At 52.3% G+C, this 25,754-nt stretch carries 36 protein-coding genes and 2 pseudogenes; 11 read left to right on the top strand and 27 right to left on the bottom strand.

Annotation, left to right across the window (positions count from 1 at the left end; translation table 11 throughout):
• A complete protein-coding gene (locus SK53_RS22340) occupies nt 1-567 on the bottom strand; it encodes a DUF5983 family protein (protein ID WP_053070177.1) in 567 nt (188 codons plus the stop codon).
• A gap of 81 nt (nt 568-648) precedes the next feature.
• Entirely contained in the window at nt 649-891 is a 243-nt protein-coding gene (locus SK53_RS22090; protein WP_048210053.1) for a hypothetical protein, read from the bottom strand.
• Nucleotides 892-1,674: 783 nt separating this feature from the next.
• Here SK53_RS22090 and SK53_RS22085 point away from each other — a divergent pair.
• Nucleotides 1,675-1,902: an XRE family transcriptional regulator gene (locus tag SK53_RS22085; RefSeq protein WP_369794051.1), complete on the top strand. Its 228-nt coding sequence runs from the start codon at nt 1,675-1,677 to the stop codon at nt 1,900-1,902.
• Between the two features lie 18 nt (nt 1,903-1,920).
• Here the strand turns inward: SK53_RS22085 and SK53_RS22080 are convergent, their stop codons facing one another.
• From SK53_RS22080 to SK53_RS22000, 17 genes and pseudogenes are all read right to left on the bottom strand, one after another.
• Nucleotides 1,921-2,751 carry an N-6 DNA methylase gene (locus SK53_RS22080; protein ID WP_032650540.1) on the bottom strand — a complete coding sequence of 277 codons (831 nt, stop codon included), beginning with the start codon at nt 2,749-2,751 and terminating at the stop codon, nt 1,921-1,923.
• A gap of 39 nt (nt 2,752-2,790) precedes the next feature.
• Nucleotides 2,791-3,054, bottom strand: coding sequence for a hypothetical protein (locus SK53_RS22075; RefSeq protein WP_048210052.1), 264 nt, complete (start codon nt 3,052-3,054; stop codon nt 2,791-2,793).
• 87 nt (nt 3,055-3,141) lie between these two features.
• Nucleotides 3,142-3,501: a hypothetical protein gene (locus SK53_RS22070; protein ID WP_045891845.1), complete on the bottom strand. Its 360-nt coding sequence runs from the start codon at nt 3,499-3,501 to the stop codon at nt 3,142-3,144.
• Between the two features lie 45 nt (nt 3,502-3,546).
• Nucleotides 3,547-3,819: a DUF905 family protein gene (locus SK53_RS22065; RefSeq protein WP_045891937.1), complete on the bottom strand. Its 273-nt coding sequence runs from the start codon at nt 3,817-3,819 to the stop codon at nt 3,547-3,549.
• A gap of 877 nt (nt 3,820-4,696) precedes the next feature.
• Nucleotides 4,697-4,819 (bottom strand): type I toxin-antitoxin system Hok family toxin, encoded by a 123-nt coding sequence (locus tag SK53_RS22060; protein WP_176483648.1) that lies wholly within the window; start codon nt 4,817-4,819, stop codon nt 4,697-4,699.
• Nucleotides 4,767-4,877, bottom strand: a pseudogene (locus tag SK53_RS23995) (DUF5431 family protein); the annotation flags it as partial. The pseudogene SK53_RS23995 and the gene SK53_RS22060, both read right to left, overlap by 53 nt.
• A 229-nt stretch (nt 4,878-5,106) precedes the next feature.
• On the bottom strand, nt 5,107-5,337 hold the full coding sequence (locus SK53_RS22050) for a hypothetical protein (RefSeq protein ID WP_045891847.1): 231 nt from the start codon (nt 5,335-5,337) through the stop codon (nt 5,107-5,109).
• Complete coding sequence (locus tag SK53_RS22045) at nt 5,328-6,059, bottom strand: plasmid SOS inhibition protein A (protein WP_048210051.1); 732 nt, start codon at nt 6,057-6,059, stop codon at nt 5,328-5,330. Before SK53_RS22045 ends, SK53_RS22050 begins: the two co-directional genes overlap by 10 nt.
• Nucleotides 6,059-6,481, bottom strand: a complete 423-nt coding sequence (psiB, locus tag SK53_RS22040; protein ID WP_120784901.1) for a conjugation system SOS inhibitor PsiB — start codon at nt 6,479-6,481, stop codon at nt 6,059-6,061. The genes SK53_RS22045 and psiB overlap by 1 nt, the downstream gene beginning before the upstream one ends.
• Nucleotides 6,482-6,523: 42 nt before the next feature.
• Nucleotides 6,524-8,509 carry a ParB/RepB/Spo0J family partition protein gene (locus SK53_RS22035; RefSeq protein ID WP_048210050.1) on the bottom strand — a complete coding sequence of 662 codons (1,986 nt, stop codon included), beginning with the start codon at nt 8,507-8,509 and terminating at the stop codon, nt 6,524-6,526.
• Between the two features lie 68 nt (nt 8,510-8,577).
• The gene (locus SK53_RS22030; RefSeq protein ID WP_045891942.1) at nt 8,578-8,793 is read right to left on the bottom strand and encodes a DUF905 family protein; all 216 of its coding nucleotides are present in this window, start codon (nt 8,791-8,793) and stop codon (nt 8,578-8,580) included.
• 727 nt (nt 8,794-9,520) lie between these two features.
• Nucleotides 9,521-9,775: a DNA polymerase III subunit theta gene (locus SK53_RS22025; protein WP_045891851.1), complete on the bottom strand. Its 255-nt coding sequence runs from the start codon at nt 9,773-9,775 to the stop codon at nt 9,521-9,523.
• Between the two features lie 161 nt (nt 9,776-9,936).
• Nucleotides 9,937-10,128, bottom strand: a complete 192-nt coding sequence (locus SK53_RS22020; protein WP_045891852.1) for a hypothetical protein — start codon at nt 10,126-10,128, stop codon at nt 9,937-9,939.
• Nucleotides 10,129-10,168: 40 nt separating this feature from the next.
• The gene (locus tag SK53_RS22015; RefSeq protein WP_045891854.1) at nt 10,169-10,669 is read right to left on the bottom strand and encodes an antirestriction protein ArdA; all 501 of its coding nucleotides are present in this window, start codon (nt 10,667-10,669) and stop codon (nt 10,169-10,171) included.
• Nucleotides 10,670-11,061: 392 nt separating this feature from the next.
• Entirely contained in the window at nt 11,062-11,841 is a 780-nt protein-coding gene (locus tag SK53_RS22010; RefSeq protein ID WP_048210049.1) for a hypothetical protein, read from the bottom strand.
• Nucleotides 11,842-12,199: 358 nt separating this feature from the next.
• Nucleotides 12,200-12,535 carry a hypothetical protein gene (locus SK53_RS22005; protein WP_048210048.1) on the bottom strand — a complete coding sequence of 112 codons (336 nt, stop codon included), beginning with the start codon at nt 12,533-12,535 and terminating at the stop codon, nt 12,200-12,202.
• Nucleotides 12,532-12,999, bottom strand: coding sequence for a hypothetical protein (locus SK53_RS22000; RefSeq protein WP_047345407.1), 468 nt, complete (start codon nt 12,997-12,999; stop codon nt 12,532-12,534). The genes SK53_RS22005 and SK53_RS22000 overlap by 4 nt, the downstream gene beginning before the upstream one ends.
• 364 nt (nt 13,000-13,363) lie before the next feature.
• Here SK53_RS22000 and umuD point away from each other — a divergent pair, with 364 nt between their 5' ends.
• Nucleotides 13,364-13,792, top strand: a complete 429-nt coding sequence (gene umuD / locus SK53_RS21995) for a translesion error-prone DNA polymerase V autoproteolytic subunit (RefSeq protein ID WP_048210047.1) — start codon at nt 13,364-13,366, stop codon at nt 13,790-13,792.
• The gene (locus SK53_RS21990; RefSeq protein WP_048210046.1) at nt 13,792-15,063 is read left to right on the top strand and encodes a Y-family DNA polymerase; all 1,272 of its coding nucleotides are present in this window, start codon (nt 13,792-13,794) and stop codon (nt 15,061-15,063) included. The genes umuD and SK53_RS21990 overlap by 1 nt, the downstream gene beginning before the upstream one ends.
• A gap of 3 nt (nt 15,064-15,066) precedes the next feature.
• On the opposite strand, the gene SK53_RS21985 is transcribed toward SK53_RS21990, so the two are convergent.
• Both SK53_RS21985 and parM read right to left on the bottom strand, forming a co-directional pair.
• Nucleotides 15,067-15,456, bottom strand: a complete 390-nt coding sequence (locus SK53_RS21985; protein WP_048210045.1) for a plasmid partitioning/stability family protein — start codon at nt 15,454-15,456, stop codon at nt 15,067-15,069.
• A 4-nt stretch (nt 15,457-15,460) separates the two neighbouring features.
• The gene (gene parM / locus SK53_RS21980; RefSeq protein WP_047345411.1) at nt 15,461-16,432 is read right to left on the bottom strand and encodes a plasmid segregation protein ParM domain-containing protein; all 972 of its coding nucleotides are present in this window, start codon (nt 16,430-16,432) and stop codon (nt 15,461-15,463) included.
• Between the two features lie 243 nt (nt 16,433-16,675).
• Here parM and SK53_RS21975 point away from each other — a divergent pair, with 243 nt between their 5' ends.
• Both SK53_RS21975 and SK53_RS21970 read left to right on the top strand, forming a co-directional pair.
• A complete protein-coding gene (locus SK53_RS21975; protein WP_047345412.1) occupies nt 16,676-17,314 on the top strand; it encodes an AAA family ATPase in 639 nt (212 codons plus the stop codon).
• Complete coding sequence (locus SK53_RS21970; RefSeq protein ID WP_047345413.1) at nt 17,314-17,592, top strand: ribbon-helix-helix domain-containing protein; 279 nt, start codon at nt 17,314-17,316, stop codon at nt 17,590-17,592. Before SK53_RS21975 ends, SK53_RS21970 begins: the two co-directional genes overlap by 1 nt.
• A 98-nt stretch (nt 17,593-17,690) precedes the next feature.
• Here the strand turns inward: SK53_RS21970 and SK53_RS21965 are convergent, their stop codons facing one another.
• The 5 genes from SK53_RS21965 to SK53_RS21945 form a co-directional block, all read right to left on the bottom strand.
• Nucleotides 17,691-18,470 carry a site-specific integrase gene (locus SK53_RS21965; protein ID WP_048210044.1) on the bottom strand — a complete coding sequence of 260 codons (780 nt, stop codon included), beginning with the start codon at nt 18,468-18,470 and terminating at the stop codon, nt 17,691-17,693.
• Entirely contained in the window at nt 18,467-18,751 is a 285-nt protein-coding gene (locus SK53_RS21960) for a hypothetical protein (protein ID WP_048210088.1), read from the bottom strand. The genes SK53_RS21965 and SK53_RS21960 overlap by 4 nt, the downstream gene beginning before the upstream one ends.
• A 66-nt stretch (nt 18,752-18,817) precedes the next feature.
• Nucleotides 18,818-19,477 (bottom strand): hypothetical protein, encoded by a 660-nt coding sequence (locus SK53_RS21955; protein WP_048210043.1) that lies wholly within the window; start codon nt 19,475-19,477, stop codon nt 18,818-18,820.
• A 40-nt stretch (nt 19,478-19,517) separates the two neighbouring features.
• Nucleotides 19,518-19,778 (bottom strand): hypothetical protein, encoded by a 261-nt coding sequence (locus SK53_RS21950; RefSeq protein ID WP_048210042.1) that lies wholly within the window; start codon nt 19,776-19,778, stop codon nt 19,518-19,520.
• Between the two features lie 49 nt (nt 19,779-19,827).
• Nucleotides 19,828-20,160 (bottom strand): hypothetical protein, encoded by a 333-nt coding sequence (locus SK53_RS21945; RefSeq protein WP_048210041.1) that lies wholly within the window; start codon nt 20,158-20,160, stop codon nt 19,828-19,830.
• A gap of 556 nt (nt 20,161-20,716) precedes the next feature.
• Between SK53_RS21945 and SK53_RS21940 the strand changes: the two genes are divergently transcribed.
• The 5 genes and pseudogenes from SK53_RS21940 to SK53_RS21925 all read left to right on the top strand — a co-directional run bounded on the left by SK53_RS21940 (nt 20,717) and on the right by SK53_RS21925 (nt 23,506).
• Entirely contained in the window at nt 20,717-21,328 is a 612-nt protein-coding gene (locus tag SK53_RS21940) for a DNA-binding protein (protein ID WP_048210040.1), read from the top strand.
• Entirely contained in the window at nt 21,325-21,945 is a 621-nt protein-coding gene (locus SK53_RS21935; protein WP_048210039.1) for a hypothetical protein, read from the top strand. The genes SK53_RS21940 and SK53_RS21935 overlap by 4 nt, the downstream gene beginning before the upstream one ends.
• Nucleotides 21,942-22,133, top strand: a pseudogene (locus SK53_RS23985) (hypothetical protein); the annotation flags it as partial. The gene SK53_RS21935 and the pseudogene SK53_RS23985, both read left to right, overlap by 4 nt.
• A 15-nt stretch (nt 22,134-22,148) precedes the next feature.
• Complete coding sequence (locus SK53_RS21930; RefSeq protein ID WP_255349784.1) at nt 22,149-22,730, top strand: DUF2971 domain-containing protein; 582 nt, start codon at nt 22,149-22,151, stop codon at nt 22,728-22,730.
• Nucleotides 22,731-22,765: 35 nt separating this feature from the next.
• Entirely contained in the window at nt 22,766-23,506 is a 741-nt protein-coding gene (locus tag SK53_RS21925; protein WP_000884837.1) for an abortive infection family protein, read from the top strand.
• 158 nt (nt 23,507-23,664) lie between these two features.
• Here SK53_RS21925 and SK53_RS21920 read toward each other — a convergent pair whose 3' ends face one another.
• Nucleotides 23,665-24,798: a DUF3800 domain-containing protein gene (locus tag SK53_RS21920; RefSeq protein WP_048210037.1), complete on the bottom strand. Its 1,134-nt coding sequence runs from the start codon at nt 24,796-24,798 to the stop codon at nt 23,665-23,667.
• A gap of 262 nt (nt 24,799-25,060) precedes the next feature.
• Here SK53_RS21920 and SK53_RS22335 point away from each other — a divergent pair, with 262 nt between their 5' ends.
• The gene (locus SK53_RS22335; protein ID WP_053070176.1) at nt 25,061-25,735 is read left to right on the top strand and encodes a hypothetical protein; all 675 of its coding nucleotides are present in this window, start codon (nt 25,061-25,063) and stop codon (nt 25,733-25,735) included.
• Nucleotides 25,736-25,754: the final 19 nt, after the last annotated feature.

Genomic DNA, 25,754 nt, shown 5'->3' with positions numbered 1-25,754 from the left:
TTACCATTCGAACGTCGGAACGTCTGCCAGCATTTCTCCCCATGAAGTAAAATGAACCATGCTGATGTCAGCCTTTATCATGGCAGTGTAAATCACTATTCTAGCCGCTTTTGAAATACCATGACGTTTCAGAGCGAGAAGCGGATAGCTGACGGCATCAACACGAATGATGAAACCCAGATCCGATTCATGTATCCATTCGCTTTCATACTCTGCGTGACATAGTTCGCTCAGAATCTCGCTATCCCTCCGCGTAATATGGCTCAGACTACATTCCAGAACAGAACGCAAAACTTTGTAATTAAGTTCAATGCGCTGCCCCCATCCGAGCGATGCAGTAACATCCTCCCACGTCCAGTGAGGGTTATCAGGAACCTGAGCAGTAAGCTGTTTAAATGGCAAACTAAGTGCGGTTGACAGGTTCAAACCTGATGCAACAATACGCGGATATAGTTCACTGGCTTTACATGAGTAAATCAGTTCTCCATTAACGAAGAGAGCTTCATCACCGTTATCAAGACGAATGCAGGTGACACCATGAGGCGCGCGGGAAATGTAGTGAGGCATGTTCCATTCCTTTCAAAAATGTGCCGGATAATATTCCGGCACTGTGTTATAAAATTCCGCCCCATTGCAGGGCTGTGATTATCAGGCGTACGCGCGGGAAAGCTCAATGGTACTCAGAACGTGATCCCATTCAGCCCCGTTAAGTGCTGGAATATGGATCGGTTTATGAATACGCCCGCAACGGACAAGTGATGTCCCCAGTTGTTTCAGATGTGGCGCGATAGCGTCTGGTTTCAACGTTTCGCGGGTTTTCCGTGGATGACGGGTTTTAACCCGCTCCTTTACAAAGTATTCGCGACATGCGACGATGAACTGGTCTTTCATAGTGCCTCCTCAGAGTCATTGTGATAACGAGCTGTTACAGCAGCCCGTGTAAACAGGCAGGGCACCCGCCCTGCTTTTTTATTGCCAGTCTTTCGGCAATATCCTGCGCGTCTTACGACGTAAATCTTGCAGGCCACCCGGCCTTTTCTGCCGTCGTCCTTTTCCGTTTTCTTGCAATGAGGGAAATGCCTTCATTACGCTAATGCCCTGACAGGGTGACGATGGAAAGCAGGGGTGAAGGACAGATTATTTGGAGCCTGCGAGAAAAAATCTGGACGGAAAGCGTCAGCGTCCCTTGCTGAACAGAGGCGCTCTGTCAGAGTGCATAAGTAATGAAAGGCTTTCACGGCAGAAACGGACAGGACGGCAGAATGCGCCGGTTAATCCGGCGTTCCCTTGCGACCGCCGTGGCGGTCAGTGGGAGCGGCGCTGCCGGAACGGCAGCTGCAAGCGGGATCGGTTAAGGTATCGCTTGCTATCCGTCAGGACGGAGACGCGTGCGGCTCCGCGTAGCGCGGTGGGCGTACGGCCACCACGCGAAGTGCAGGCGACGACCCGGCAGCGACGGGGAGCCGAAGGTACCCAGATGTCAGTCCTGACGACATGCTTTTCGTCGTCATTTAGCATCAAATTAATCCACAAAAAAAATTCATAAAAGTGCAGAATCTGCACTTTTTTCATATGTACTTCCCCACAAAAAAAACACTAAAATAAGTGCAGAATCTGCACTTATTTAGGTATCAGAAAATGACGGGTTACGAACTTCGTTTATGGCGAAAAGGTATGAACTGGAGCAGTGACAGGGCGGCCGAAGAGCTTGGAGTCAGCCTGCGAACATGGAAAGTTTACGAGAAGTCGGAAAAGGTATCGCGGGTAGTAGAGCTGGCAACCGTGACACTTTCTATCGCTGCTGCTGTTCCTTCCTTCGGACACCGGAAAACCACCAAAGAAAAGATAATTACCATGATCCAGACACTAACCGGCGCAGCTGGACTCATCGGGAGGCGCTGAGCACCTCCCCTGCCCTTATCAGGCGGCTTTCGATATATCGCGCATAAAGTCCATCATGGCTTTAAGTCTGCGCTGAGTGTTCAGCTTCGCTTCAAAGTCGTTGAGATAGTACACAGGCGTATAACGTACACGATTGAACTGCATCGTGAGCGTGTTCCCTGTCACCACCTCCGCCGCAATCCCCAAAAGAGACAACTGGATAAATGCCATATCGGCAGCAACCGGATCAATATCGATGCAACTGGCGAACAGGTGCGCGGACGGATTGATATCAGCCTCAAGCAGACATTCAGCATAGGCAATAATCATTCCTGCCGAACCGCAGGCCGGATCGCTTATCGTCGCGATACCCTCCCGCGTGACCGTCTCTTTAATGCCGGAAACCAGCATTCTGGCCATCATTGACTGGACAGAATAGGGGGTAAAATATTGCCCCATACCTCCCGACCCCAGCTCAAGCTCCATAAAAATTGAGCCGATGAAGTCATGGAATTTAGCCTCCAGCGCACACACCATCAGGCGGAACAACTCATGAAAATTGCGGATATCGTCAGCGTCGTATCGCGCGCAGATCTTCCGGCAATTTTCCGCGTTCTCTGGCGTTCTCACCCGCGCAATATCCAGTTCGCTCGCGGCAAGTCTGACAAAATCGCTGAATACATCCCAGCGGTGAAGGTGGCGGGCAGTCTGGTTAAACAGACTGATAAACTGCTTACGCGCGGTGTCGATGCTGATAAGGCGCGGGAGGGCTGGCTCGGACTGGACAGCCGGAGCCGCCTGCACGACAGGGCGGGCGGCTCCGCGCTTTTTTGTCTCATTGAAGAAATCGGCAAAACTAATCTGGGTCATGGCTTTTCTCCTGCCGCCCCGTCGGGGGCGGCGTTGTTGTCAGTTACAGGCGCGGCTCAGTTCAAGCGTACGCAGCACATGACCCCACTCGCTCCCGCGCATGGCGGGAATACGTACTGATCGCCCCTTTTTCCGGCAGTGCGCAATATGACGCCCCAGTGCCCGCATTTCCGGACTGAGGGCATTGCTGGCAATTTCACCGCGTTTGATACGCACCTGCTTTTTCACGGGCGTGTTTTGAGCCTCCTGCATCTGGACATAGAGGGCGGTTGGTGTAACAATCGAAACTTCACTGAATTGCATGGGTTTGTTCCTTTTGGTGAAGGCCGGATTTTTTCGTTGGAATCGCTCAAATCCGGCGTGGATGGAGCAGGCGTAAGCCTGCTTTTTTCATTTCTGGCTCTGGTTCTCAGGGCTGAATGCTGCTTTCACCTTCTCCACGATATCGGCGTGATTCAGGTTGCTGTAATCACGTACGCGGAAATAACGCTTTCCAATACGGACAAAAATGTCCGTCACGTTCATACAGATCATCTCTGCCAGCATGAAGGTTTCAGTGTCCTGCGCGGTATCACAACGCCAGTTGATCATCGGTGGGTGCATTCCCGCCGCATCGTGGAATTTGTTCACATCGATTTCCACGGGGGCGATCAGTGCGGACTTTTCGCGGCTCAGCCAGTAGGCCATTTCAGATTCAGCGCTGGCGCTGGAATCAAGAGAAGCGAAAGAATCAGTCGTGTGTAAATGCATGGTTTATCTCCTTTTATTAGTACATGCCGGATATCCGGCGTGGGGTTACTGCTGTACGTATTGCAGGTTGCGTTTCAGATCAAAAAGAAAATCCGGTTCAAACGACCAGGCGCGCCAGTTAAGCGTTCCGTTGGTGCGGATTTCCACCTGCACATCGCCGTATCGGGATACTTCAGACACGGTGACAGTGACACCCGCTTTCAGCGCAGTGGCCTGTGCCACCCATTCCTGCGCGACAGAAACAGGGTTTTGTTCTTCCTCCATCTTCCTGGAAGATTCTTGAGCGGCGGTTTTGACGTTGACGTTTCGTGTGTGCATCCTGGTTTTCTCCTGTGGTGATGGTTGCCCATCTCCCTGGTGAGTTCTCTCGCGGCAAAGGGCAAAGGAGCGACGGCGGGGCGGCAGGAAAAGGGCGCAGACAAAAGTTTTTGCAGTCCCTTGCAAAAAGTTTTGGCGGCGTTCACTTAACCCTTTGGATGACGACCTGACGGTGCTACGACCAGCCCTCCGCGTGAGGACACACGGGGGATGGGCTCACGCGGGCGAACAGGATGCACACACCCGACACGTCGGAACGGCGTGGCGCCATTAAAGCGACGGCTTCGCCGACGCGGTGAAGGCGTTCCGGACGGTACGGCCGGAGAAGCCGCAGCTGTTGACCTTTGCCATCAGACCCTAGCGATAGCCCGAAACCGCTTGCGGGTTCGGCGGAGACTGGCTGGTGCGTAAGCAGCTGCCTGGCGGAGTGGGGCTCGACGACTGGACCGCCACGCGGGCCAGGAGCCGAAGGTGGCCATTGCCCTGCCCGTCTTTCTGGCTCTGGCCATCACGGAACTGTAGCGAAGAGAACTAACCAGCAGGAAATCGATCAAAACAGACAGGATGAGGCACACGGAAAAGTCCAGCCTGAAGCACAGCCTCAGCAGACTAATCGCAACAGTGTGAATTAACAGCAGCCAGGAATTGAGTGATTGAGCGAGGACATACCAGACGGAGCAGAGGGGCAGCGCCGGAGGCGCGCCCCGCTTCCCCCGCCCCCGCAGGGGTACGGTCCGTCCCGGAAGTTCAGGCGTGCGGTCGCGTCGGGATGGAAAAAGGGGCTACCGGCGAACCGGCAACCCCTTCATAAAGGCGCTTCAGGCATGTCAAACCAACTCAGCCCTGAAAAGGCGGGGTTTCCCCCGCCTCCAGGTTGCTACTTACCGTTGGATTCGTAAGCCAGAATTGCAGCGACCTCCCGTTGTCCGTCCCTCAGGCGAATTTCGCAAAGCGATTTCCGCGTCAGGTAAGTGAATATCAGCAGTGTGAGACACACTATCAGTACGCACCAGATAACGGTACTTCGCGGCAGTTTCATGGTTTACTCCTCCTTGCATTAAGCTCGGTAAGAGGCCATACTGTTGTTGTTGAGACATACAGGGGGCCTCGTGGGTTAATGAAAATTAACTACGGGGCTTTCTGCTTTCTGCCACACAACACGGCAACAAACCACCTTCACGTCATGAGGCAAAAAGCCTCAAGCGCCATCGCCATTATATCCCGACGAGCCGATTCTGCCCAGGAATAACAGACTGATTACTGGATAAATCGTCACCTTTGACAGGTTTAATCAGGATCACTTCTGCCTGTGGACCAGTTGTGTATCTGTTCGTCGAGCGCCTCAAGATGCTGATCAATGCTTTCTGCGAGTCGCTCACTTTCTGTTTCCAGCCAGCCGCTTAACCCGTCCCACTCACAGCACATGTCTTTCAGCTTTTCCGACATGGTTTTCAGCTTATTACGCTGGCTGCGGGCAACCTTCAGCTCTGTTTTCCACGGGTTGTTTCTTACGGCCATACCGACCTCAGCGTAATTTTGTTTGGTACCATCCACCGTTCAAGCTCTTTTTCCGCCGGTGTCGAAGACTCCGCCACATCATGTACATCAAGTACGATCTCATGCGCACGGTCGTAGTAAGCCTTCACCAGATGAGACAGTGACGGGCTGCGTTCCGTCCACGCCCACAACATTCGCTGGATGTCATAGTCCCGTATATCCTGCTGGGACCAGAACTCATACCATGCGCGCAGTGTCTCCGGTGTCTGAAATGCCAGGTCGATTTCAGCCTGCCCCACGCGGTTCTGGTATTTCTCTTCCTTTTCACGGTGTCGCCGTGATTCCTGACGGGAATAAAGATTATCCTCGCGCACTTCCCGCTGCGTGTGGCGTTCTTTGATGCTGAACGCCTGCTCCGGAAACAGGTTCTGCACCATGTCGGTACCGAGCGGAGGGTAACACAGGCGACCGCGGCTACTGATCAGTATGTCAAACGCCTCTTCATATCGGGCCAGAGAAATTTTATCCCCCTTCAGCCAGTACGCCCCGCGCACCTGGTTGATCGCCTTTCCGCTAATTTTACTGCTACCACTCAGGAACCGGAAAAATGCTCTGGCATAGGGATATGGCTGCGGGTGTCGGCTTCCGTACCGCCCGCCCCCCTCTTCTACGGCAATAATGGCTCGTAACGCTGCCTCACGCTCCGGCAGTTGCGTGACAAGAGAAAGGTGACGAGGGATCATCAGGCCACCTCCATTCGCAGCGTTGAGAGAATATCGAATATTGAGTATCCATCACTGTCCAGCCTGCTGGTCAGGCTCAGCACATGGTTTATCACAGCAGCGTCAAATTGTGGGCATGAGCGGATACAGGATACTTCCTGCCCTTTTCTCCAGACCAACAGCATGATCCAGTCCTGACTAAACTCACCAGGACTACACAGAACCACTTCAAATCGGCCATGAGTGGGTGAAAAACGGATCTGCACGGGAAATAAGCCCCCGAACTCGCTACGATACTCCCCGTTAACATCCCAGTTTGCAGGCGCACTCAGTGCCCCCATAACAGCGTGTGTCATCTCACGGCGATAGGAGTAACCAGCGGCGCGGCAGGTTTCGAAATCTTCACCGATCATGGAGGAAAGCTTAAAGTTTGGCATATTCATCAGGTATCTCCTTATTGCCGCCCCGTAGGGCGGCTATCCTTATCAGGCGGCAATTGCCGCGTTGTCAGTGTCGGTATCGGTGCTGTCTTTTGCATCAGGCTGCGGTGACTGTAACCATGCAGGAACCCAACGGTTCTGCTTCATAAAGAACTCCGCATGCACTGCCGCGTCGCCTTTCTTCATTTTTTCTGCGTCAGCAGCGGCACCAGTCAGACCTGCATCTTTAAGTGAAGTGACTATCTGTGAATGTTTCAGGCTACCGAAGTAGTTCTCTTTTGTAGGCTGCCACCAGTCGCGAAGGTGAAAACCTATCGCGGCCTCAACCGTATCGAGAGGGCTGCGTGATGTGTGTCCATTATCACGCGTCTGTACACCATCGACGGAACAAGCCGCACAGAAGGCCAGCAATGACATCAGTACCTCTCCGTTCAGGGCGAAGAAGGTCGTGAAGTCCTTCTCCCATCCTGCTGGCAGCAGGGTTTTCAGGCGCTCTTTTTCGGTCATCAGGACTTCAAACGCTGCGCCTTCTTTACCGGACGGGGCGTTCTCTGTGAGGCTGCTGTGAGAAACGGTCAGGTTGATACGGAACGGATGCGGCGTGGTCACACATCCAGCAAAGACGCAGGTACACATACGCCAGACCATAAGCGCCACGGCCTTTTCAGGTTGCTGCATCAGCGCGGCCTGTACCGCCAGAGTGCGCTCGGATGACATTTTGGTGAGCAGCGGGATGCTGATCCCTTCTGCTGCATCAGGTCGATGCATATGAGTCACGGCAGGAGACTGCGCGGAATCCTCCCCGTTACTGTCATGGTCAGGTAAATCAGACATGCGGCATATACCACGCTGAATACGAAGCGCACCGTGCATGAAGCTCACTACCACGCCTGATTTTGCTTTCAGATCTTCTGTCCACCCACGAAGCTCAGCGGCATGTTCAATGAGGGATATTTCGCTGCTAATGGCCTCGGCTTCATCACTGTCAGGATCCAGAGCGTTAAATTTGTCGGACAGTTCGTCGATACGGCGGCTGTCATCTTCGCTGTAGATTGCATCTGGCTCCGGCAGAATGCGGTAGTCCTTTCCGTCAGGTCCGTAAAGGTTAATTGCAGCCAGACGTCCGGCAGCCCACATCCAGCCCTCTTTTTGATGGATTTCCTGAGCGATCAATTCAAGCTTTTCCAGTACCAGACGTTCAACAAGCAGACTGTCTACTGTTCCATCCCCTTCCTGCTCACTGAACAGATCTTCACGAACAATTCCGCCTGCGGCTTCATAAACATCACGCCCGATAAATGCGAAACGTGGATGCGAGACAGAAATTTCACTTTCCGTGATTCGGTTTTTGAGTGCGTTTACGGTAGTGCGTCCCCATTCCTCCTTTACGCTTTCGTAAACAGCAACCTGACGTTCAGGATCGCTTTCAAGACACAACACCTGACACTGCTCAACATCAAGCTGACCTTCTGCCAGCAGTGTGAGCAGTGACGGGGCAAGACTGGCAAGTTTGAGCATGCGCTGGACGTGGCGGGAACCGTAGCCAAGCACGTCGCCAATCTGTGCGGGGGTTTTCCCCTGCGCCGCCAGCGTACCAAATGCAGTGATCTGCTCGGCAGGGTGCATGGTTTCAAGTTCGTTGTTCTCGGCGTAAGAAGCCTCAACAGCAAGCTCGTCGCTGACACGTTTAACCGGAACCTGATAATCCGGTTTGATACGCCCCATTTCAGACATGAGCGTCAGCGCAGTCAGACGCCGACCACCTGCTGCCACACCGTATTTTCCCTCGGGCAGGGCATGGACAACCAGATTGTGAAGCAGTCCGAGGCTTTCAATGGAGTTAGCCAGTCGCTTAACGCTCTCGGTGGTGTAGGGAATCGTGCGCACGTTTAGCGGTGATTTAATGAGATCGGTCAGCGGAACATACTCAATGACTGCCGCATCGAGGGCAGCTTTCAGCGCCTCGTTTCCGGCGGTTTTATTCTTGCTGGTTTTTTTGGGTGCTTTTGATTTAACATCTGCAACTGTCATGATTTAGTACCTCTCAGTATTAATGATTGTCTTGCCCTGCGGAGTGACAGCTCCGACAGGGCACCTTCTTACTGCTGTTTTCTGGCTCTGTAACTGGCAAGGGCGCGGTTAAGCAATGCCCCCACGTCGTTCTCAAAGTTCCACGCGCACTTCGTCAAAAACCCTTCTTCACCCCGCACAACAAGCTGAAAATAAGTACCCTGATCGTTCTCAATACTGACGTTGGTGTACTGCGCCACCAGGGCGGTCGCCTCTTCACGGGTAAACGGCCCCTGAGGCAGCATCACGGGTGCAGTGACGGTACTGCCATTCAATAGAGCCGCCAGTTCGTTTTCTTCGGCGGTGGGTTCGCGCAGCAGCACTGGCTGATTCAGAAATTCCTGTAATGTTTTTCCCACTGCATACTTCCTTTAAAAAAGTGGCTGGTTTTAAAACCCATCACCCGTTGAGTTACGGGAGCCGCGGTTTTGACGTTTCGCGGGAACCTGCTGAACTTTCCCGGGGGATAAAACATCACCCGTTTGAGAACCTTCGCCGCAGGTGCGTAAACGACACCGGCCGAGGCAGATGTCCGGGGCGGACGCTAAAAGTTTTTGCCTGCAAAAAGTTTTGGTGGCCGTGCGTCAGCATTCACCCTGGACAGCCACGAGGACTGTGGCGGTCTCAGCACCCGGAGGAGGGACTCAAAGGGGTGTAAAAGGACCGGATGGAATGGGCAGGGACACGCCGCAATGACGGGAAGCCGCGCGCGGCGAAACGACATTGCCCCCTACATCACGACGGGGTATTTACGGCGTGATGCAGGGAGCGCAGGAAACGGCGCGACTGAGCGGCGCAGCCGGAACGGCTGCTGCAAGCGATGGGGGTTGCGTCATGGGATGGACACCCGCTGCCCCGCAGGGGCCGGGCAGAGACAGCTTTGCTGGCTCTGTGCGAAGCATGACAGCCCGCCCGGACGCCCACTGCAACAAGGGCAATGAGTTTGATTTACAGCATATCTTACTGAAAAAATTACTTTTTATTTGCCTCAGCCATTTCTGAATATTGTGGATCGCTGGCTTTCGGTAACTGCTGGCTCAGCTGACGATAATGGCGCAACCTTTCCAGGAAATATTCACGAAGCTCCTCGGGCTGCTCACGCGCCACAATTTCCGGCACTATGGGCTGATTTAGCCTCTCTTTATAAGCCACACCTGACGCAGCAAGGTCGACGGCGATCCGGTCCTGATCCTCTTTTGAACGCTTCGAAATATTAATTTCGCTCATGTTTTTCCTCTTTAGAATTCGACAGCACAGCTATTCTCGCTGGCATTATTTGCCATGGCGGTTAGTTGCTGCGCCGCAGGCGCGGTGACAATCGCCGGCAGGCAAAGCCTGCCAGGGTTTTCGCGCGGACTAACAGGCGGATGATACCGCCTGCCAGGTCATCAGTGACCTTTTCCACCCTGCAAAATGAAGTGACCGCCAATATAAACCGAGCACTGGCAGGTCATGTAATAGCATATTTCGTCGATCACCTGCTCCGTTCTTAGTTCCCGTTGACCATTTTCACGTCGACGGGCGTTAATCAAATTTTTGTACTGACGCAGGATGTCACGGGTCTGTGGATCAAGTTTCATTTTTTCTCCTGTTTGGCGGGGCTTTGCCCCGCCTTTACAATCAACCGTTGAACACATATCCATCAAGAAACACCAGACCGCTCAAGAACATATCTTTGGCATAAGCCGCCATATCAAAATATCCCCGCAGCGATTCCGGAATGTCATTGAGAAGGCCGCACTCTTCAGCCATAGTCCAGGCGTAGTCTTCTTCGCTCTCAGCTTCTCCGCAATATGCATCCTCGAACGCGTCATAATCACATTCGCCGGAGTATTCAACCCAGGCAATAAATGCAGCATCCTGGCCGTTTTCCAGCGCACGCTTGTAGGCTTCAATGAAATTCCAGTCAACGGAAGATTCGGATGCAAAGGCAGACGGGATCCCCTCCCAGTCCTGAAACATGAGTTCCGGGTCGGATTCATTGGCGTGCAGCTCGTTGCAGGCTTCCAGAAACTCCGACTTGTCATCAAAATCGGTGAGGTCAAACCATTTACCGTAAAGGCTACCGCAGTTGTATTTGTGGTACGTACCTACATAAATTGCCGGGGTGGTAGTGTTCATTAAATATTCCTCCAGTGTCAGTGTCGTCTGAGTTCCGGCTTACGCCGTGCCGACACGACAGCCCGACTACGAGCGGAAGATGCAGGGGCGACACCGGAGGCCGCAGCGCAGATAAATAGCGATGACGATCTGGACGGTTCTCCCGCGAATATTGAGCGGGAGAACGACGGGAAGAACGGCATCAGGCGTAAAAATCTGCGACCGGGCGAGGATGGCGGCGGAGCGAACCCTTGCATCTGAAGCGATCGGGCTAAAGTGAAGGCACGGCGTTAGCCGCAGACCGCACGGACGTTTTCACCTGCGTGCCCGTAACATCGTGGAGGGTGCGCCGGTAAAGCGGAGCGTGCGACATCCTTTTCGCAATTAGGCGGGGCGCGCTGCCCCGCCTAAAATCAGGCGGCAATTCGTATGCTGGAGAAAGATTTCATCATCGAGTCAATCTCGGTGCGGGCGCTGCTTACAACATCCCGCAGCCAGTGCCTGTCAAACCAGTCGCGGGATGGGCTGTCAGGGTGACGAAGCGCATAAGGCACGTGGGTCTGTCCGACTGTGCGGCCATTACATTCCAGGCGGATTTGCAGACGACGAAAGGTTTCCTTCCCGTCGAGTACCGATTTAAGACGTGCATCGAGAGTTTCGTTATCCCATTGCGCATCATCCTGCACCTGCTCCACTTCCGTTACTGTCAGGAGGAAATTGCGAGTTCGCCGTGTAAATACCAGCGGTTCAGCGGCGGGACGCAACGCTTCCATCAAACGGTATCCAGCGGATGCCACGCAACTACAGACGTGGTTAATCTCGTCACGCAGGGCTTTCAGCAGGCAGAGGATATGTTTCGTGGACATACCATCAGGGCAATTATCATATTCAAGCGAAATGGTTCCGGCATGAGCCTTACGATGCCCCAGCGAATTACGATAAAGGCGGACAACTAGTTCACTTCCTGCCAGTAATGGCAGCAGCATCTTCATAGCCTGATCGGACATCAAACCACGCAGTGCAATCTCAGGTAACAGTCGCTGTAACTGTAAAGCATCCAGCTGGCCATAGAATGCGACACCTTCTCCCCTGGAATAATTCAGGCTTGTATCGATATCCATATTGGCTGGCCAGCCGCGCGCAACCAGCGTGTTACGCGTATGACGGTGCATAAAGCGGTAAGCAATAGTCATGGTGTTCTCCTCTTCTGAATGCGGCGACGTCTTCGCCGTGCCGACACGACAGCCCGACATCGAGCGGAGAATGCAGGGGCGACACCGGAGGCCGCAGCGCAGAAAATGATCATGGCGGTCTGGACGGTGTTCCGGCGAAAATTGAGCCGGAACACGACGGGAAGAACGGCATGAAGCAATAAATTACTGCGACCGGGCGAGGATGGCGGCGAAGCGAACCCTTGCATTTGCAGCGTTCGGGCTAAAGTGAAGGCACGGCGTAGATATCCGCCGCGCCGGCGCGGCATAAAAAGCGGAGTGAGCGACTTCCTTATGCGTTGAAGTGACACCGGCCAGCATCAGCTGACCGGCAATGATATCAACGGGTATACTCCTCCCAATAATTATCATAATGATCAATAGCATCCAGCCGCTCCTTCGTACCGGTAATTGACCATGTATCCAGGAACCTCAGGCCTATGAGCACTGATTTCTCGACATCATCCAATAAAACAATACTGCAGAACCAGACAGTTCCTTCCTGATACGTCCAGCAATGATCAGAGTCTTCCCCTTTTAAGACTGGCCACCATGTGCGCCCCATATGCATGGCACCGGCTTCTGCCATCTCCAGATTTTCAGCCTCGATCAGGACGTGAACAAATGTCTCTACATTCGCAATTTGTGTCTGGAATCCAACAAGCCATGTATTCATGTGCGCTTTACCTCATCGATAGCAAAGCGCAGGTGATCCCAGTTAAAACCATAATTTGCATCATGGGAGTAATACGCCCGTTCCATAGCGGCAGCAATACTTGCGGAATCGAGCGAAGCGTCAACCTCAAGAAAGTCATCTTCCAGCCAGAATGTGCCGGTACAGAGAGCCACCAGGGGGTATTCCTGCAGACGGGTAATCATTCCCCCCACAGTCATCTCACGACGCAAAGCATGAGATGGGGTAAGCAACGAATCTGCGACATCGTTCCAGCACCATTCTTCATCATCGGGCACAGGCTGTTGAATGGTCTGGAGATGAACACCAGGCATCCTGGAAAGTCGTTCCAGCACATCACCCAGATAAAGTTTTTCACCGCTACCATCTTCACTTCCCAGGTAGTGGTTGTTGATGTATACGGCAAACTCCCCATTATCAAGATCAATACAGGTCAGTCTAAACATTCTTTAGTCCTCATCATCCGGCACCAGTCTGCGCCGTGCCGACACGACAGCCCGACATCGAGCGGAAGATGCAGGGGCGACACCGGAAGCCGCAGCGCAGATAAATAGCGATGACGTTCTGGACGGTTCTCCCGCGAATATTGAGTGGGAGAACGACGGGAAGAACGGCATCAGGCGTAAAAACTGCGACCGGGTGAGGATGGCGGCGAAGTGAACCCTTGCATCTGGAGCGTTCGGGCTAAAGTGAAGGCACGGCGGGAAACTTCTTTAAGCAACAGAGAGTTAAAAAATGGGCAAAGCAAAAACTTGAAAGTACATTCAATAAAGCAATAATACTGTATATAAATACAGTGCGGAGGTGCCTATGTTTGAATTATTACGTGTCGATTGCGAACCGGAAATTATACCTATTCCTCTTTACAGTGAGAGGTGCCCAGCGGGGTTCCCGTCCCCGGCGCAGGACTATGTCGAAGCCGAACTTGACCTCAATGATTACTGTATATCCAGACCCAGCTCGACATACTTTGTGCGAGCTATCGGTAATTCCATGAATGATATTGGGCTACATTCAGGCGATCTGATGATTGTTGATAAAGCCGAAAAGGCACAGCACGGCGATATCGTTATAGCTGAAATTGAAGGTGAATTTACTGTTAAGCGATTACTACTGAAACCGAGGCCAGGGTTACAAGCAATGAATCCGGCCTACCCTACTCTATGGCCAGAACCTGAGCAGCTACAAATTTTCGGTGTCGTAACTGCCTTTGTACACAAAACCCGGGGACATGGCTGATGTTCGCCCTGGCAGATGTGAACAGCTTCTATGCGAGTTGTGAGAAGGTCTTTCGTCCTGACTTACGTGATAAACCAGTGATCGTTCTTAGTAATAACGATGGTTGTGTAATAGCGAGATCGAAGGAAGCGAAGCGGCTTGGAATCAAGATGGGGATCCCATGGTTCCAGCTGAAGGCAATGCAGTTCCCGGAGAAAATCCTTACGTTTTCCAGCAATTATGAGCTGTACGCGAGTCTGAGCAACAGGGTCATGGCACACCTGGAAGAACTGGCGCCCCGCGTTGAGCAGTATAGCATCGACGAGATGTTCCTGGACATTCGCGGCATCGATGGCTGTACTGACTTTGAAGATTTCGGGCGCCAGCTGCGCGAGCATGTCCTAAGCGGAACCGGACTGACAATTGGTGTCGGGATGGGACCGACAAAAACTCTAGCAAAATCAGCACAATGGGCTTCTAAGGAATGGCCACAGTTCGGCGGCGTGTTAGCCCTTACCACCAATAATCCAAAGCGTACTGAAAAGTTGCTTTCTCTGCAACCGGTAGAGGAAATTTGGGGGGTTGGGCGCCGCATAGGCAAAAAGCTGAATACATACGGCGTGACGACCGCGCTGCAGTTGGCGCGCATGAACCCTACCTTTGTGCGCAAGAACTTTACCGTGGTACTGGAGCGAACTGTACGTGAGCTGAACGGTGAGGCCTGTATATCTCTTGAAGAGGCACCGCCCGCGAAGCAGCAGATTGTCTGCAGCCGATCATTCGGGGAGCGCATCACAACTTACGAAGCGTTGCGGCAGGCTATCTGTCAGTATGCCGAACGCGCGGCTGAAAAGCTGCGGGGAGAGCATCAGTTCTGCCGGCACATATCGGTCTTTATCAAAACCTCCCCTTTCGCAGTCAACGAAGCGTATTACGGCAACGTGGCCAGCGAAAAGCTTCTTGTACCTACCCGCGACACCCGGGACATTATTAATGCCGCAGTAAAGGCCCTGGACCGAATCTGGCTCGACGGGCATAGATATGCAAAGGCCGGCGTAATGCTGAATGACTTCACTCCTACGGGAGTAGCACAGTTAAATCTTTTCGATGAGGCTAAGCCGCAGGAACGAAGCGAGGAGCTAATGAAAGCCCTAGATGGCATAAACCATTCAGGGCTCGGGAGGGTATGGTTTGCTGGTCGTGGAATTGCACCAGAATGGCAAATGAAAAGAGAGATGCTTTCTCCGGCATACACAACCAGGTGGTCCGATATCCCCAGAGCCTCAATTTGAGTGTCAGAAGAGGCCTTTCATTTTGACTCGGGCCTCTTCAAGTCGCCGCTGCTCATCATCTTCTACGACTTCAGGTTTGATTGCAGAATCAAATGTCCCTGCCCCCAGTTCTGTAAGCACATCACGAATATTGGCCTGGGACGGCTTCCATCCCGTTGTCTGACTGAGTAAACCTACCAGACTATCTGCAGTGAAACTCTTATCCAACAACAGTGCAAGTAAGCCAGGAAGCCGTGGGTCGAGGTGGTGAAGTGCTAAGCCGGAGATAAGCGCTCTCCTATATAAATCCCCTCTATCGCTCCGTGGGACAGAATCAATAATGTCTAAAGACACATTGTCCGCCACCTGGTCCGGATGAAGATAAACCGTAAACTTCTTCCGTTCCTCGCTCACAGTCCTATTCCCCTTTAAATGCTGCGATGGCTTCTACGAGTGATGTTTGCGGCGAGTCCATCATGACAACCTTCGAGCCCAGATGCTGCCAAGCAGCCTTAACAGCATCCTCGATCAGTGGCGCACCGCCACCAACAATATAAACCCGGTTAACGTCCCTAAACCCTGCCAGGTCATCGACAACCTGGGCACCCAGTGTAGCGATCGCGCTATCGATGGTATCCAATACCAGTGCTGTCTTGCTTTCATCGTTGATAACCTGACGGACGAAGTCAGCGTTTGTACGCTGTTTGATAAGTTCATCAGCGACCATAGCACTCGTGTTGCTGGATGCCATTTTTAACGCCGTGAGTGCAGCGTTCGTCACCAAGGATACGCCGATATCCGAGTTTCCGTGTATCGCGCTGACAGAGTCGAACTGACCAACGATAACGCCAACGTCGAGAGTTGTACCTCCGAGATCAATCACCAGAGACTTTTCGTACTGCCCTACATTGTCTTTCACCAGGCGTTCAAATACGGCAGGCAAGGATTCAGGCATGACTTCGACATGCTCGATGGTAAACACCTCGCCTTTGTTCAGCTTGACCGGACGCATCAGGTTGTCAGTTTTCCGCTGAATATTCAGCTCATTCTTTTGACAATCCCTGGTGTAGAACTCACTGATAGGTAAGGTCACTGTCAGTGACACAGGCTGAGGTTTCAGCCCGCTGTTCAGAAGTGCATGGTGAACCGCCAGAACGTTTACATCGGTATATTGATACTCAATATGAGTAGTAAGAATGGATTCATTGCTGACTTCGTCATATGTGTACTTTTTACCTTCAAGCTCATAGTTGAAGGTCTGACGTACACCCATACCCTCCACTTTCCAACCCTCACGAAAAGAGTTAGATGACAATGACTTATGAAGTTTCTTATTGTTGATCCATGCAAGTTTTACAGTTGTAGAACCATCATCACAATACACTTTCATCCTGAACCCCTTGATACTCAAATTGAGAAATCCGATTGAACTTAAGTGTCTAAACACTCAGATTGAGTATTAAATCATAAGTATGAAATAATAAAACACAAGTAATATTTATGATGTATTAAAAAATAACTCACATATCATACTTCACACCTCATACTTCATAAATTTTATTGCGAGCATTGACTATAACTGCGTATGTGACAGAATAAATCATACTTCACACATCACATTTATGAGGCAGAAATGATTACTGTCGTAGGTGGAAATAAAGGCGGTTCAGGTAAAACAACAACGGCGTCAAACCTGGCAATAGCACTAGCACATGAAGGCCAAGATGTATGCCTATTAAATGGAGACCTGCAGCGGACGGCCGCTAAACATCATGCTGAGCGTGAAGCTTCGGGGATAGAGCCAACATTCACGCTCATCGAAAAATTCGATAATCTGACACAGACCCTTCGAGCATTAGACGAAAAATATGATCATGTAATCGTGGATGTGGCTGGCAGAAACTCAAGAGAATTCATTACCAGTGGCGTCGTCGCACATCAGATCATTGCACCATTACAATGCTCACAGCCCGACCTTGATACATTGACAGAACTTGCTCAGCAGATTGAAGCTATGCGAGATCTCAACCCTGAGCTGAAAGTCTATTGCTTACAAAGCATGGCTACCACAAACCCAGTGCTAAGAGGGAATGAACGGAAAGAGTTTCTGGAGTACCTGGAAGAGTTTCCAACTATTGAAACGCTGCAAACAGTAATCTGTTTCCGCAAGGTCTATCGAGATTGCATGAGCAACGGAACTGGTGTCGTAGAAACGAATAATGAAGCGGCAAAAGCAGAAATTATGCAATTAATGAAAGAGGTATTCGGATAATGGTTAAAAAGCCGAGCCAGCAAGCGACAGGCAGAACAGGTGTCACGGCAGAACAAGCTGAAGCCCTCGCGCAGCGTCTTGCAGATAAACCTTACGGAGCACCTGAAAAACCGGAACCTGAAAAACAGTGCCGCACAACAATCTCATTAGGGGAGTCTATGTTAGTGAAGGTCGAAGACATCGCACTGCGGAACAAGCGTAACGGGAAGGATCCTAAAAACGTCAGTGCTATAGTCAGAGAAGCCCTCGAACTTTACTTTCAGAAAACTGGCGAATAAAAACAATACCACATCATAAGTATGATATATGAAGTATGAATTAGGCCGCATTTGCGGCCTTTCCCATACCATGCAGATCCTCAAAGCCTGAAGAGAAACTAAATGGTTCCTTTGAGTAATGCCACAGCATCAGCCCCCGGCATCTGAAACTGTACCCTGTGCCGTGCCGCCACATCGAGCGCAAACACCTTCGTATACACCTCCGTCGAGCTGATGCTCTTATGTCCCATTAAACTCTGCAGCACCTTCAGTGGTATACCGGCATACAGCATGTGCATGGCGTAGGAATGACGGAACGTGTGCGGTGTCACCGGCACAGAGAACGTCACCCCGTCGGCCGCTGCCGCTTCAACCGCTTCGCTGAGCCAGGTGCGGACCGTCCGATCGGTGATCTCCCAGATACGCGCCTTCTCGGTTCTGCCGCTTCGCTTGTTGCGTCGTTCAAGAGGTATTTTCAGCGTGGCCACCATCATCTCCAGCTGGCTGACATAGTTCGCATCGGAAAGCGGAACCAGGCGATGCGCCTGACTGCCGGCAGGCGAGCGGCCGGCCGTTCGTGCCGCTTTCTCCGCCCGCTGCTTGAGTGTGGCCAGCTGCACGAACGGGTAGGGCGGCGACAGGGAAAAATCACTCCGGGTCAGCGCCAGCGCCTCGTTAATGCGCGCGCCGGTGTTCCAGAGGGTTGCCAGCAACATCTTGCGGTGGAGATCAGGTACATAGTGGAGCAGGGCACTCACTTCCGGCGCCAGCAGATATTTCGGCAGTTCGTCCTGAACGAGCGCCATCTGACGCAGGGCAAGTGCGGCAGGGTAGTCGATGGCCACCGGCAGCTGCGCGGCCGAAAAAGAAACGCCCTGACCTGGGATTGCCGGCATCATTGCTTGTTGTCCCTGCCGGACAGATATTGCCCAGTAAGTCGTGCCAGTGCTTTCTGCGCGTAATCCTCGCCCGGGAGCACACTGATTTCTCCCCGGCGTTCCATCTCGGCGCCGATGGCGCTCAGGGTCGTCATCACAGGTAGCAGCCGGCGCAGCTGCAGGGCATGTCCGCACGCTGTGCGGATACGATCGGTAAACGCATCCTCATCGCGGGAATAAGCCCCGGGCTCCGGACGTTCCCGGCCGTCCTTTTCTGACTGCAGCTGCTGACACAGTTTCATAAGGCCAATAATGTCATCGGCGGCTTCGTTTGCATGCGGATCGTTGAGATAATTGAGTTTCACTGGTTATCCTTTCTCATCAAGGGACAGGTCGTTCTGTATCTTCCGCTGGCGTTGCACATGACGGCGCCACAGCGCGCGCCGGTTGCGCCACAGGATGAACCCGATCCGCCTGCACAGTTCCCCTTCGCGCGGGGGAGGAAGATCGCAGATCCGGCGAAGACGCCAGGCTATCAGCAGCACTTTCAGCCCCAGACGGGCATACTGGTACCGGGCGGATTCCGTGACGTCAGGTGGAGATTCGTACCGGAATACGCTTTCAATAACGTACCGGGCCTCCCTGTTCAGCGCCGGCAGGTTACGGAGACGAAAAAGCAGACCGGGAGGAAGCGAACGCCAGTCTCCCTCGACTCCTTCCAGACTCAGGAGAGGCAGCGCCTTAGCCGACCAGTTTTTTTTCACTGGCTCCGCATCGCAGGCCACATCACTGCACTGATCGGCAAAGTGCTCAAGCAGACAGATCAGTTCCGTGCTGATAAAGAGGCGCTCGCGGACCAGTTTCTCTTCTGCCGCTCTTTCCTCGCGCTTTCGGGTGTAATGATGCGTGAGACTGACACCGCCCAGAGCTGCACCAATGGATGAAACTGCCGTGATGATCTGCGGCCACAGGCTGGCGCTGTCCTTCACCACCTTCACGCCCTCAGTTGCAATAAACCAGTCAGCCATATTTGTTCCCTTACTGAAAAATCCCGCCCCGTTATGGTGTTCATCCGTGCAGCGGCAGGGAGTTCAAATGTTCCGTATTCAGTTTACCGGACAGACACGGTGTCACATTCGGAGCAAAACCGTCCTTCGTCGTCAGTTGGATATCACCATTCGGCCAGCGCTCCAGGAAGCCCGCCACTTCGCCGGTGCTCTGACCGGCGGCGCTTTCCTGCCAGAAACGGTAGATATTTACGCCCGCCACCATCAGGCTGACGATAATTCCGATGCTCAGAATTTTACTCATGAGCTGAAATGCATTCATAAACCGTCCTCTTCTGCTGCATAGTCATAAATCCCGCCAACCATTATGATCAATTCTTCCTGCGCATATGTAACAGGGGCTCCGGAAGCATGGATCTCGTTACCCCGAGAAGATACCTGGTTGATATGAGATGCAAATCCATTTCCACAGCCCCTTCCGGCAGCCCTCCAAAATGTCTGGCGTGCCATGAATCAATTCGCCAGCCATTTTCTGGCATTTCCGGGACATCAATGCGACGGGCCAGTTCCTTTCCGTTCAGATCGACAATAACCTGGATGTCAGGAGAGTTACCGTCCGGATTGCTGACGCCTGGTTCACGGAGATACCAGACAAATTTGTAACCGCTATCCATCAGCTCACGAAAAAGTTCTTTCTCGTCCATTTCTGCTCTCCGCAATCCTTTTCCAATAAATAGTCACTCAGAGTAATTATGACGCGCAGCACAATCAGCTTCGCACAACCCTGCGTCTGTCACCGGGATGATTTTCCCCTGCCGTCATCATTTTCAGGCTGATAATAAGCAGGCATATAGCCACGCTATTAAATTACCGGATGACCGTTTCCGGCAGATCCGATTTTCTGGCGTATAACAGATTTCCGGAAGTGTACCACGCACGCGGAATAAGCAAAGCTCCGTTTTTGGGTGGTGAGCTGGCGGTCGCGGGGCAGGGGGAAAGCACTACATATAGATGAAAACGCCGCTGACGGAGAGGCACATGTTGTGTTTCCGTGCCGCTGCGCCCCGGAGGGAACTGAGAAGATCCGGAACCTGAGGTTTTCGGATCTGACCATGAAAGGAGAGAGACTGTATGTAAGTTCTGTACTGTATGTATGGTATGTACAAACTGTATTATATGTATTAACTGTATTTTGTGTATTGTGTATTTTTTACACCGGGCGTACGATGACGTCATTCCCTGTAAAAACGGAGCCAGACCATGACCACCCTCTCCCCGGACACCGTCCGCCGCATTGAAGACGCCGCTGCCGCCCTGATCGCCGCCGGCACCCTGAACCCGACCAACGAGCAGGTGCGCCAGCACCTCGGCGGCGGCTCCCTGTCGCATATCTCCCCGGTAATGCGCGCGTTCCGCGCCCGACGGCGCGAGCAGGCCTCTGAGCAGACCACGCCCCTGCCGCCGGAGCTGGCAGAGCTCCTGACCGGCCAGCTGGGGCTGCTGTGGCAGGCGGCCGTCAGGCAGGCTGAAGCCGGGACCCTGGCGGCGCGCGAGCAGGCCGACGCGGACATTGAACAGGCCGACCGGGAACGGGATGAGGCGCTGGCGAGCGTGGCCACCCTGGAAAGCGAGCTGGCAGTGCTGCGCGAGGTGGTGGCCGAGCGTGACCGCCTGCTGCAGGAGGTGCGCGATCTGCGCGCGGAGGCGCTGCCGCTGCGCGAGCAGGTGGCCCGCCTGACCGCCACCGGCGAACACCTGGCGGCACAGCTGCAGGACACGAAGGCGGAGCTGAAGGAGTCCCGGGAGGACGGCCGTCAGCTTCAGGCCGAACTGCTGGCCCTGGCCCGCCAGGACGGGAAGGTGAAGAAATGAGACCGGAAAGACTATTACGTATAAAAGCCTTTCGACGGGCGCTGGAGCTTGCCGCCGGTGAGCGGGCTCACGAGTGCCGTCGTTTTCCTCGCTGGGAAACGGAACATAGGAATTTCCCGCACGGCAGCTGCGACCTGGCCAGCAACACACTGGCGCAGTATTTGATGGATACTGAGGGATGCCATCCCTGCATCATTTTTATGCAGGGGAACGCAGACTTTCATGAAGCGGAAAACTCAACGGTTCACGCGCATGTCATCGTATTGCTGGACGGGGAGTACACCGATCTGACGCTGGACCAGTTCGACGAATATCCGGACTACATTCCTGCCGAACCTGTCGAGTCTGACGGGCAGCTTGGTAAGCTGTTACGCAATATCATGAAGCATGAAGGCCCCGTAAAAACCCGCCAGGTTGATCTCGATGGTGGCGATACGCTGTATGCCTGGTTACGCGATACCGCGGAGGAAGCGCTGGCGGCAGATCCGGATTGGCAGGCCTGGGAACAGTCCATAGAAGAAGCAAGGGAAGCCGCTTTTAAGGCGTTCCCGTTTCTGTCTGACATGCAGAAAACTGAGTGCGAACAGGGCCCGGACAGTCAGGAGGCTGCCAGATGAAGATTTATCATTACACTGACCTGAACGGACTGAAGGGCATCATCGAATCAGGCTCACTGTGGGCGACGCACTTTTCCTTCCTCAATGACAGCAATGAGCTGACTCACGGAATGAACTGCCTTGAGAATGCCCTGCAGTACCTGAGGGACGACTTTAACCCGAAAACCCTGAAGTTCATCGAACAGGCACTGACGCACTTCAGAATGCACCGGGCTGCTCATGTCTATAACGTGTCGTTCTGTCTCGAACCCGACTTGTTAAGCCAGTGGCGGGGTTATGGCAGCTCTCAGGGCGTGTGCCTGGAATTTGATGATGAAGAGCTGCTTGCCTCCCTGGAATTAACTCAATATCAGGTGTTTAAAAACCGGGTACTCTATACCAAAGAGGATTCCACGGTTGAAGCCCGGAACGAAATCCTCGCCTTCTTTCGTCAGCCACAGGTTCAGGCGGCAATAAATGCAGATGTAATGCATGAGATGATTCAGGCAACCAGACTGGCACACAGCCTGCCGCCTTTTTTCAAGAATGACGGTTTCAAAGAGGAGCAGGAGTTCCGGATGGTAATCCTCCCGGACAGCCCTTATGAGGGTGTTAATTTTCGTGTCAATGATAACGGTCTGGTGCCATATCTGATCATTAATGCAAAAGACAAGCTGCCACTGACAAACATCAGAATTGGTCCCCGCAGTAACAGAGCAATGATGATGGACGGGATTTCATTCCTGTTGCAGAGCAGGGGGTATACCAGTACACGGATTTCATTTACTGAGACTCCGTTCCGGTAATCTCAACTGAGAAGTACAAACTATTAGGGACCAGTATGTTGGATAAAGTTTCTCAAATAAAATTGGCCAAAGTCCTGGCATTAAAATTTAACAGCGGTGACTGGAGGGAGCTTTTTGCTGTTACCGATTGTGAAGACGTTCCTGCGGGGCTGAATCAATTCTACAGGCATGTTGAATGGGGTAACGATCAGCTGAAAGGGGTGGCCATCGCTGCCATAGAAACTACCCTGGCCAGGGACGCTGATAACCTTTCTAAAATCTGGGCGCTGGATAATGTTCAACGCTATATCAGCAATACCGATAATGATTTATTCAATGAAATAAAGGACATTGTTAATCAGAATGGACAAAGAAACGTTTCTGCAGCGCCAGTGAAAAATGTGAATGAAAATATTTACCAGGCCTTAGAAGATGCGGAAGTGTTGCTTCAGAAAAATGGCCCACACCGGGCTTATGATCGTGTCCATACTGCTCTTCATGCTTCATTAAGACAAATGTGCGCAAACCATGGAATTGCGACCAATAGTACAAATAACAATGTTCCAGGATTGCTTTCCCTGATTACTGCACATCTTAAGGCTCTGCCGGATGATGGAAGAAATGAAGATGTGTTTAAAATGTTGAAGTCTTCTGCCGCAATACTTCATGGAATCAATAACCTGCGCAACAATTACAGTATGGCCCATCCTACTGAAACTTTGCTGAATGAAGCCGATGCCCGTTTTGCCATAAATCTGGTTCGTTCCATCATGACTTATGTTGATGAGTTGCTTTAGTTTTAATAAATATATGAGACTCACAGCGAACAGATAGAGCTTCAACGAAGAAGTGAAGTACGGCCAGAATTTCGAGCTCTGGCCCTCCGGAAGATGCCGGACAGACGCATCATCCCGTCGCGGCCGCTTCCACTTTTGTGTGTACTCAACCTGCCGGATCAGGATGGCGGCAGGATTTGCACCCGATGTTCCAGCCGCCTTGCCTCTTCCTGATCCCGGTATTCCCTCGCCTTTTTCATCATTTCTGCCGTTGGCTCCTGCAGTTTGTCCAGAAACTCCTTAGATCGTTTAGCCACCGACTGAAGGGAGACACTGTCCGTCCTGCCGGTATTGCGATTGGTGTAAACCAGGCGGGTAAGGGGTCTGGTTAACTCCTTCCCTTCCATAAAGCGTTTGAAGATCCAGAGATATATATCAACCAGCTCCAGCCCTGCACTTTTTGTACCCGACTGGAAGACCAGCGGTTCAGCAGGCATGTTCGTCACATCCATGACCGGTAAACCGGGACCGTGTGCCCACGGCATCTCACGTATCTGGTAATAGAACTCCCTCAGCTCCCGCTGGGTGGTGTTGAACTGTGACTGCTGGTCCACAACGATGTCGGCTTTGCGATTTGGTGCTCCCAGGCGGGAACAGATACCGCGCAATACGAACTGAAATCCAACCATATTGGGCATGATCTGCAGCTTTTGTTTACCGGTTTTGCAGTTATATCCCAGTTCGTCAAAGTGGGTCATCGCCCAGGACAACGCATCGGTAATCAATTCAATGTAACGGCGGTCCCCCAGGGAATGAGCGCGCGCAAGCAGCTCACTGCAGACCTCACTGAACAGAGATGAGGACCTTCCATCATGAGCTTCGAGACGGGCACGCCACGCTTTTTCAGCCAGTTCATTATCGAACAGGCTTGCCAGATTCAGTAGCAGCGGGTAACGAAAGGGGGTCCAGTAGGCAACCCTGGGCACTGCAGGATTCATCCCCTGATCGAACACCTGATCGAAGAACGAAATAATGGCGTGATCCCGTTTAACGACCTGCCAGACATCAAACCGTATCCGGTGCTTCTTTTGCAGGACAAGCAGCGTATCAACCACCTCATCAAGGCGGTGCATGCCAAGCTCTGCGGCGTGCAGGCGCTGCACTCCCAGTTTCTTACGCAAGGCAGCAAGATCGGCTTCGGCAACCTTGTCCAGGTCATCCGGTGAGGAAAGCACACCGTAGGAAAGCACAGGCTGGGTACGGTCAAAAAGATTGGGACCGGTATGACCGGTTTCATCCACATAAAAATGCATGCAGGGTTCCTTTATCAGGCAGGCGCAGGCGAAACGATATTGTTGATGCGACTGTAAAACCTTCCTGTCAGTGGGTGCAAGAGAACCTGTTAACACTTTTTTCGGATCTGCGGAAAGGTTGTGCGCAAAAAACCAGCAATATGCGATTTATTACTGAAGGCTATGTGCATTCTTTAGCGAAAATGATGGTGTTCTTTTAAGTATCGGATTAGAAAGGTGATGAAATAATGACAATAATTTTTAAAGGATGATTGCTCCGACTATGAATATTATCAACCCTTTCCACACAGACTGCACTGCCAGAATACACGATAGTTACCCCGACCATGTGCCGCGCTCCCCCATAACATCCCAGCTTGATGCGGCGCAAGTTCTGGCTTTCGCAGGGGCTAATGGCGATATTGCCTGGCATATTGAAAATGAACTGGAGAATGGCGGTGAATACGCGAACTGGAGAGCAAACATGCCGCCAGTTACACCGCAAATTTTACTGGACTATCAGCAGCTGTATCCCCTTTCGCCGGTGCAGATGGCTCAGGTGAACAGCGAGGTAAATACCCATGGAATGATGATCCCCCATGGTCAGATTCTCTTCCACGGTGGCCAATGGAAGGGAAATAACGCTGTTACTAAACTCAGTGATCCCTTTGCCACGACCTTCTGTCCACAAGTTGCCATGCGTGAAGCTGAGCACTCAGGAAAAGCATACAAGCAAGGCTACATTGATCTGATGGTCATTACGGTTATCGATCCCCAGGTCAAAGCCTTTGTGTTCGACATGGATGAGCCAGAAAAGGGAAATGAGCTTGAGGTTCTGTTTGCGGCCGGAGCCACGATAACGGTTACCAACAGAACCGCTATGAATTTCAAATACCCTGTTTACGGGAATCCAGAAAAAGAAATTACGACCTACCTCGTTGAAGCGACACTCAGTTAATAACAGAAGGGCGCAATGT

The sequence above is a fragment of the Enterobacter sp. MGH119 genome (genome assembly GCF_001037675.1).
Lineage (GTDB): Bacteria > Pseudomonadota > Gammaproteobacteria > Enterobacterales > Enterobacteriaceae > Enterobacter > Enterobacter hormaechei_C.
Note: the sequence above shows the minus strand (reverse complement) of the source record. Positions and strands in the feature narration are given on the sequence as shown.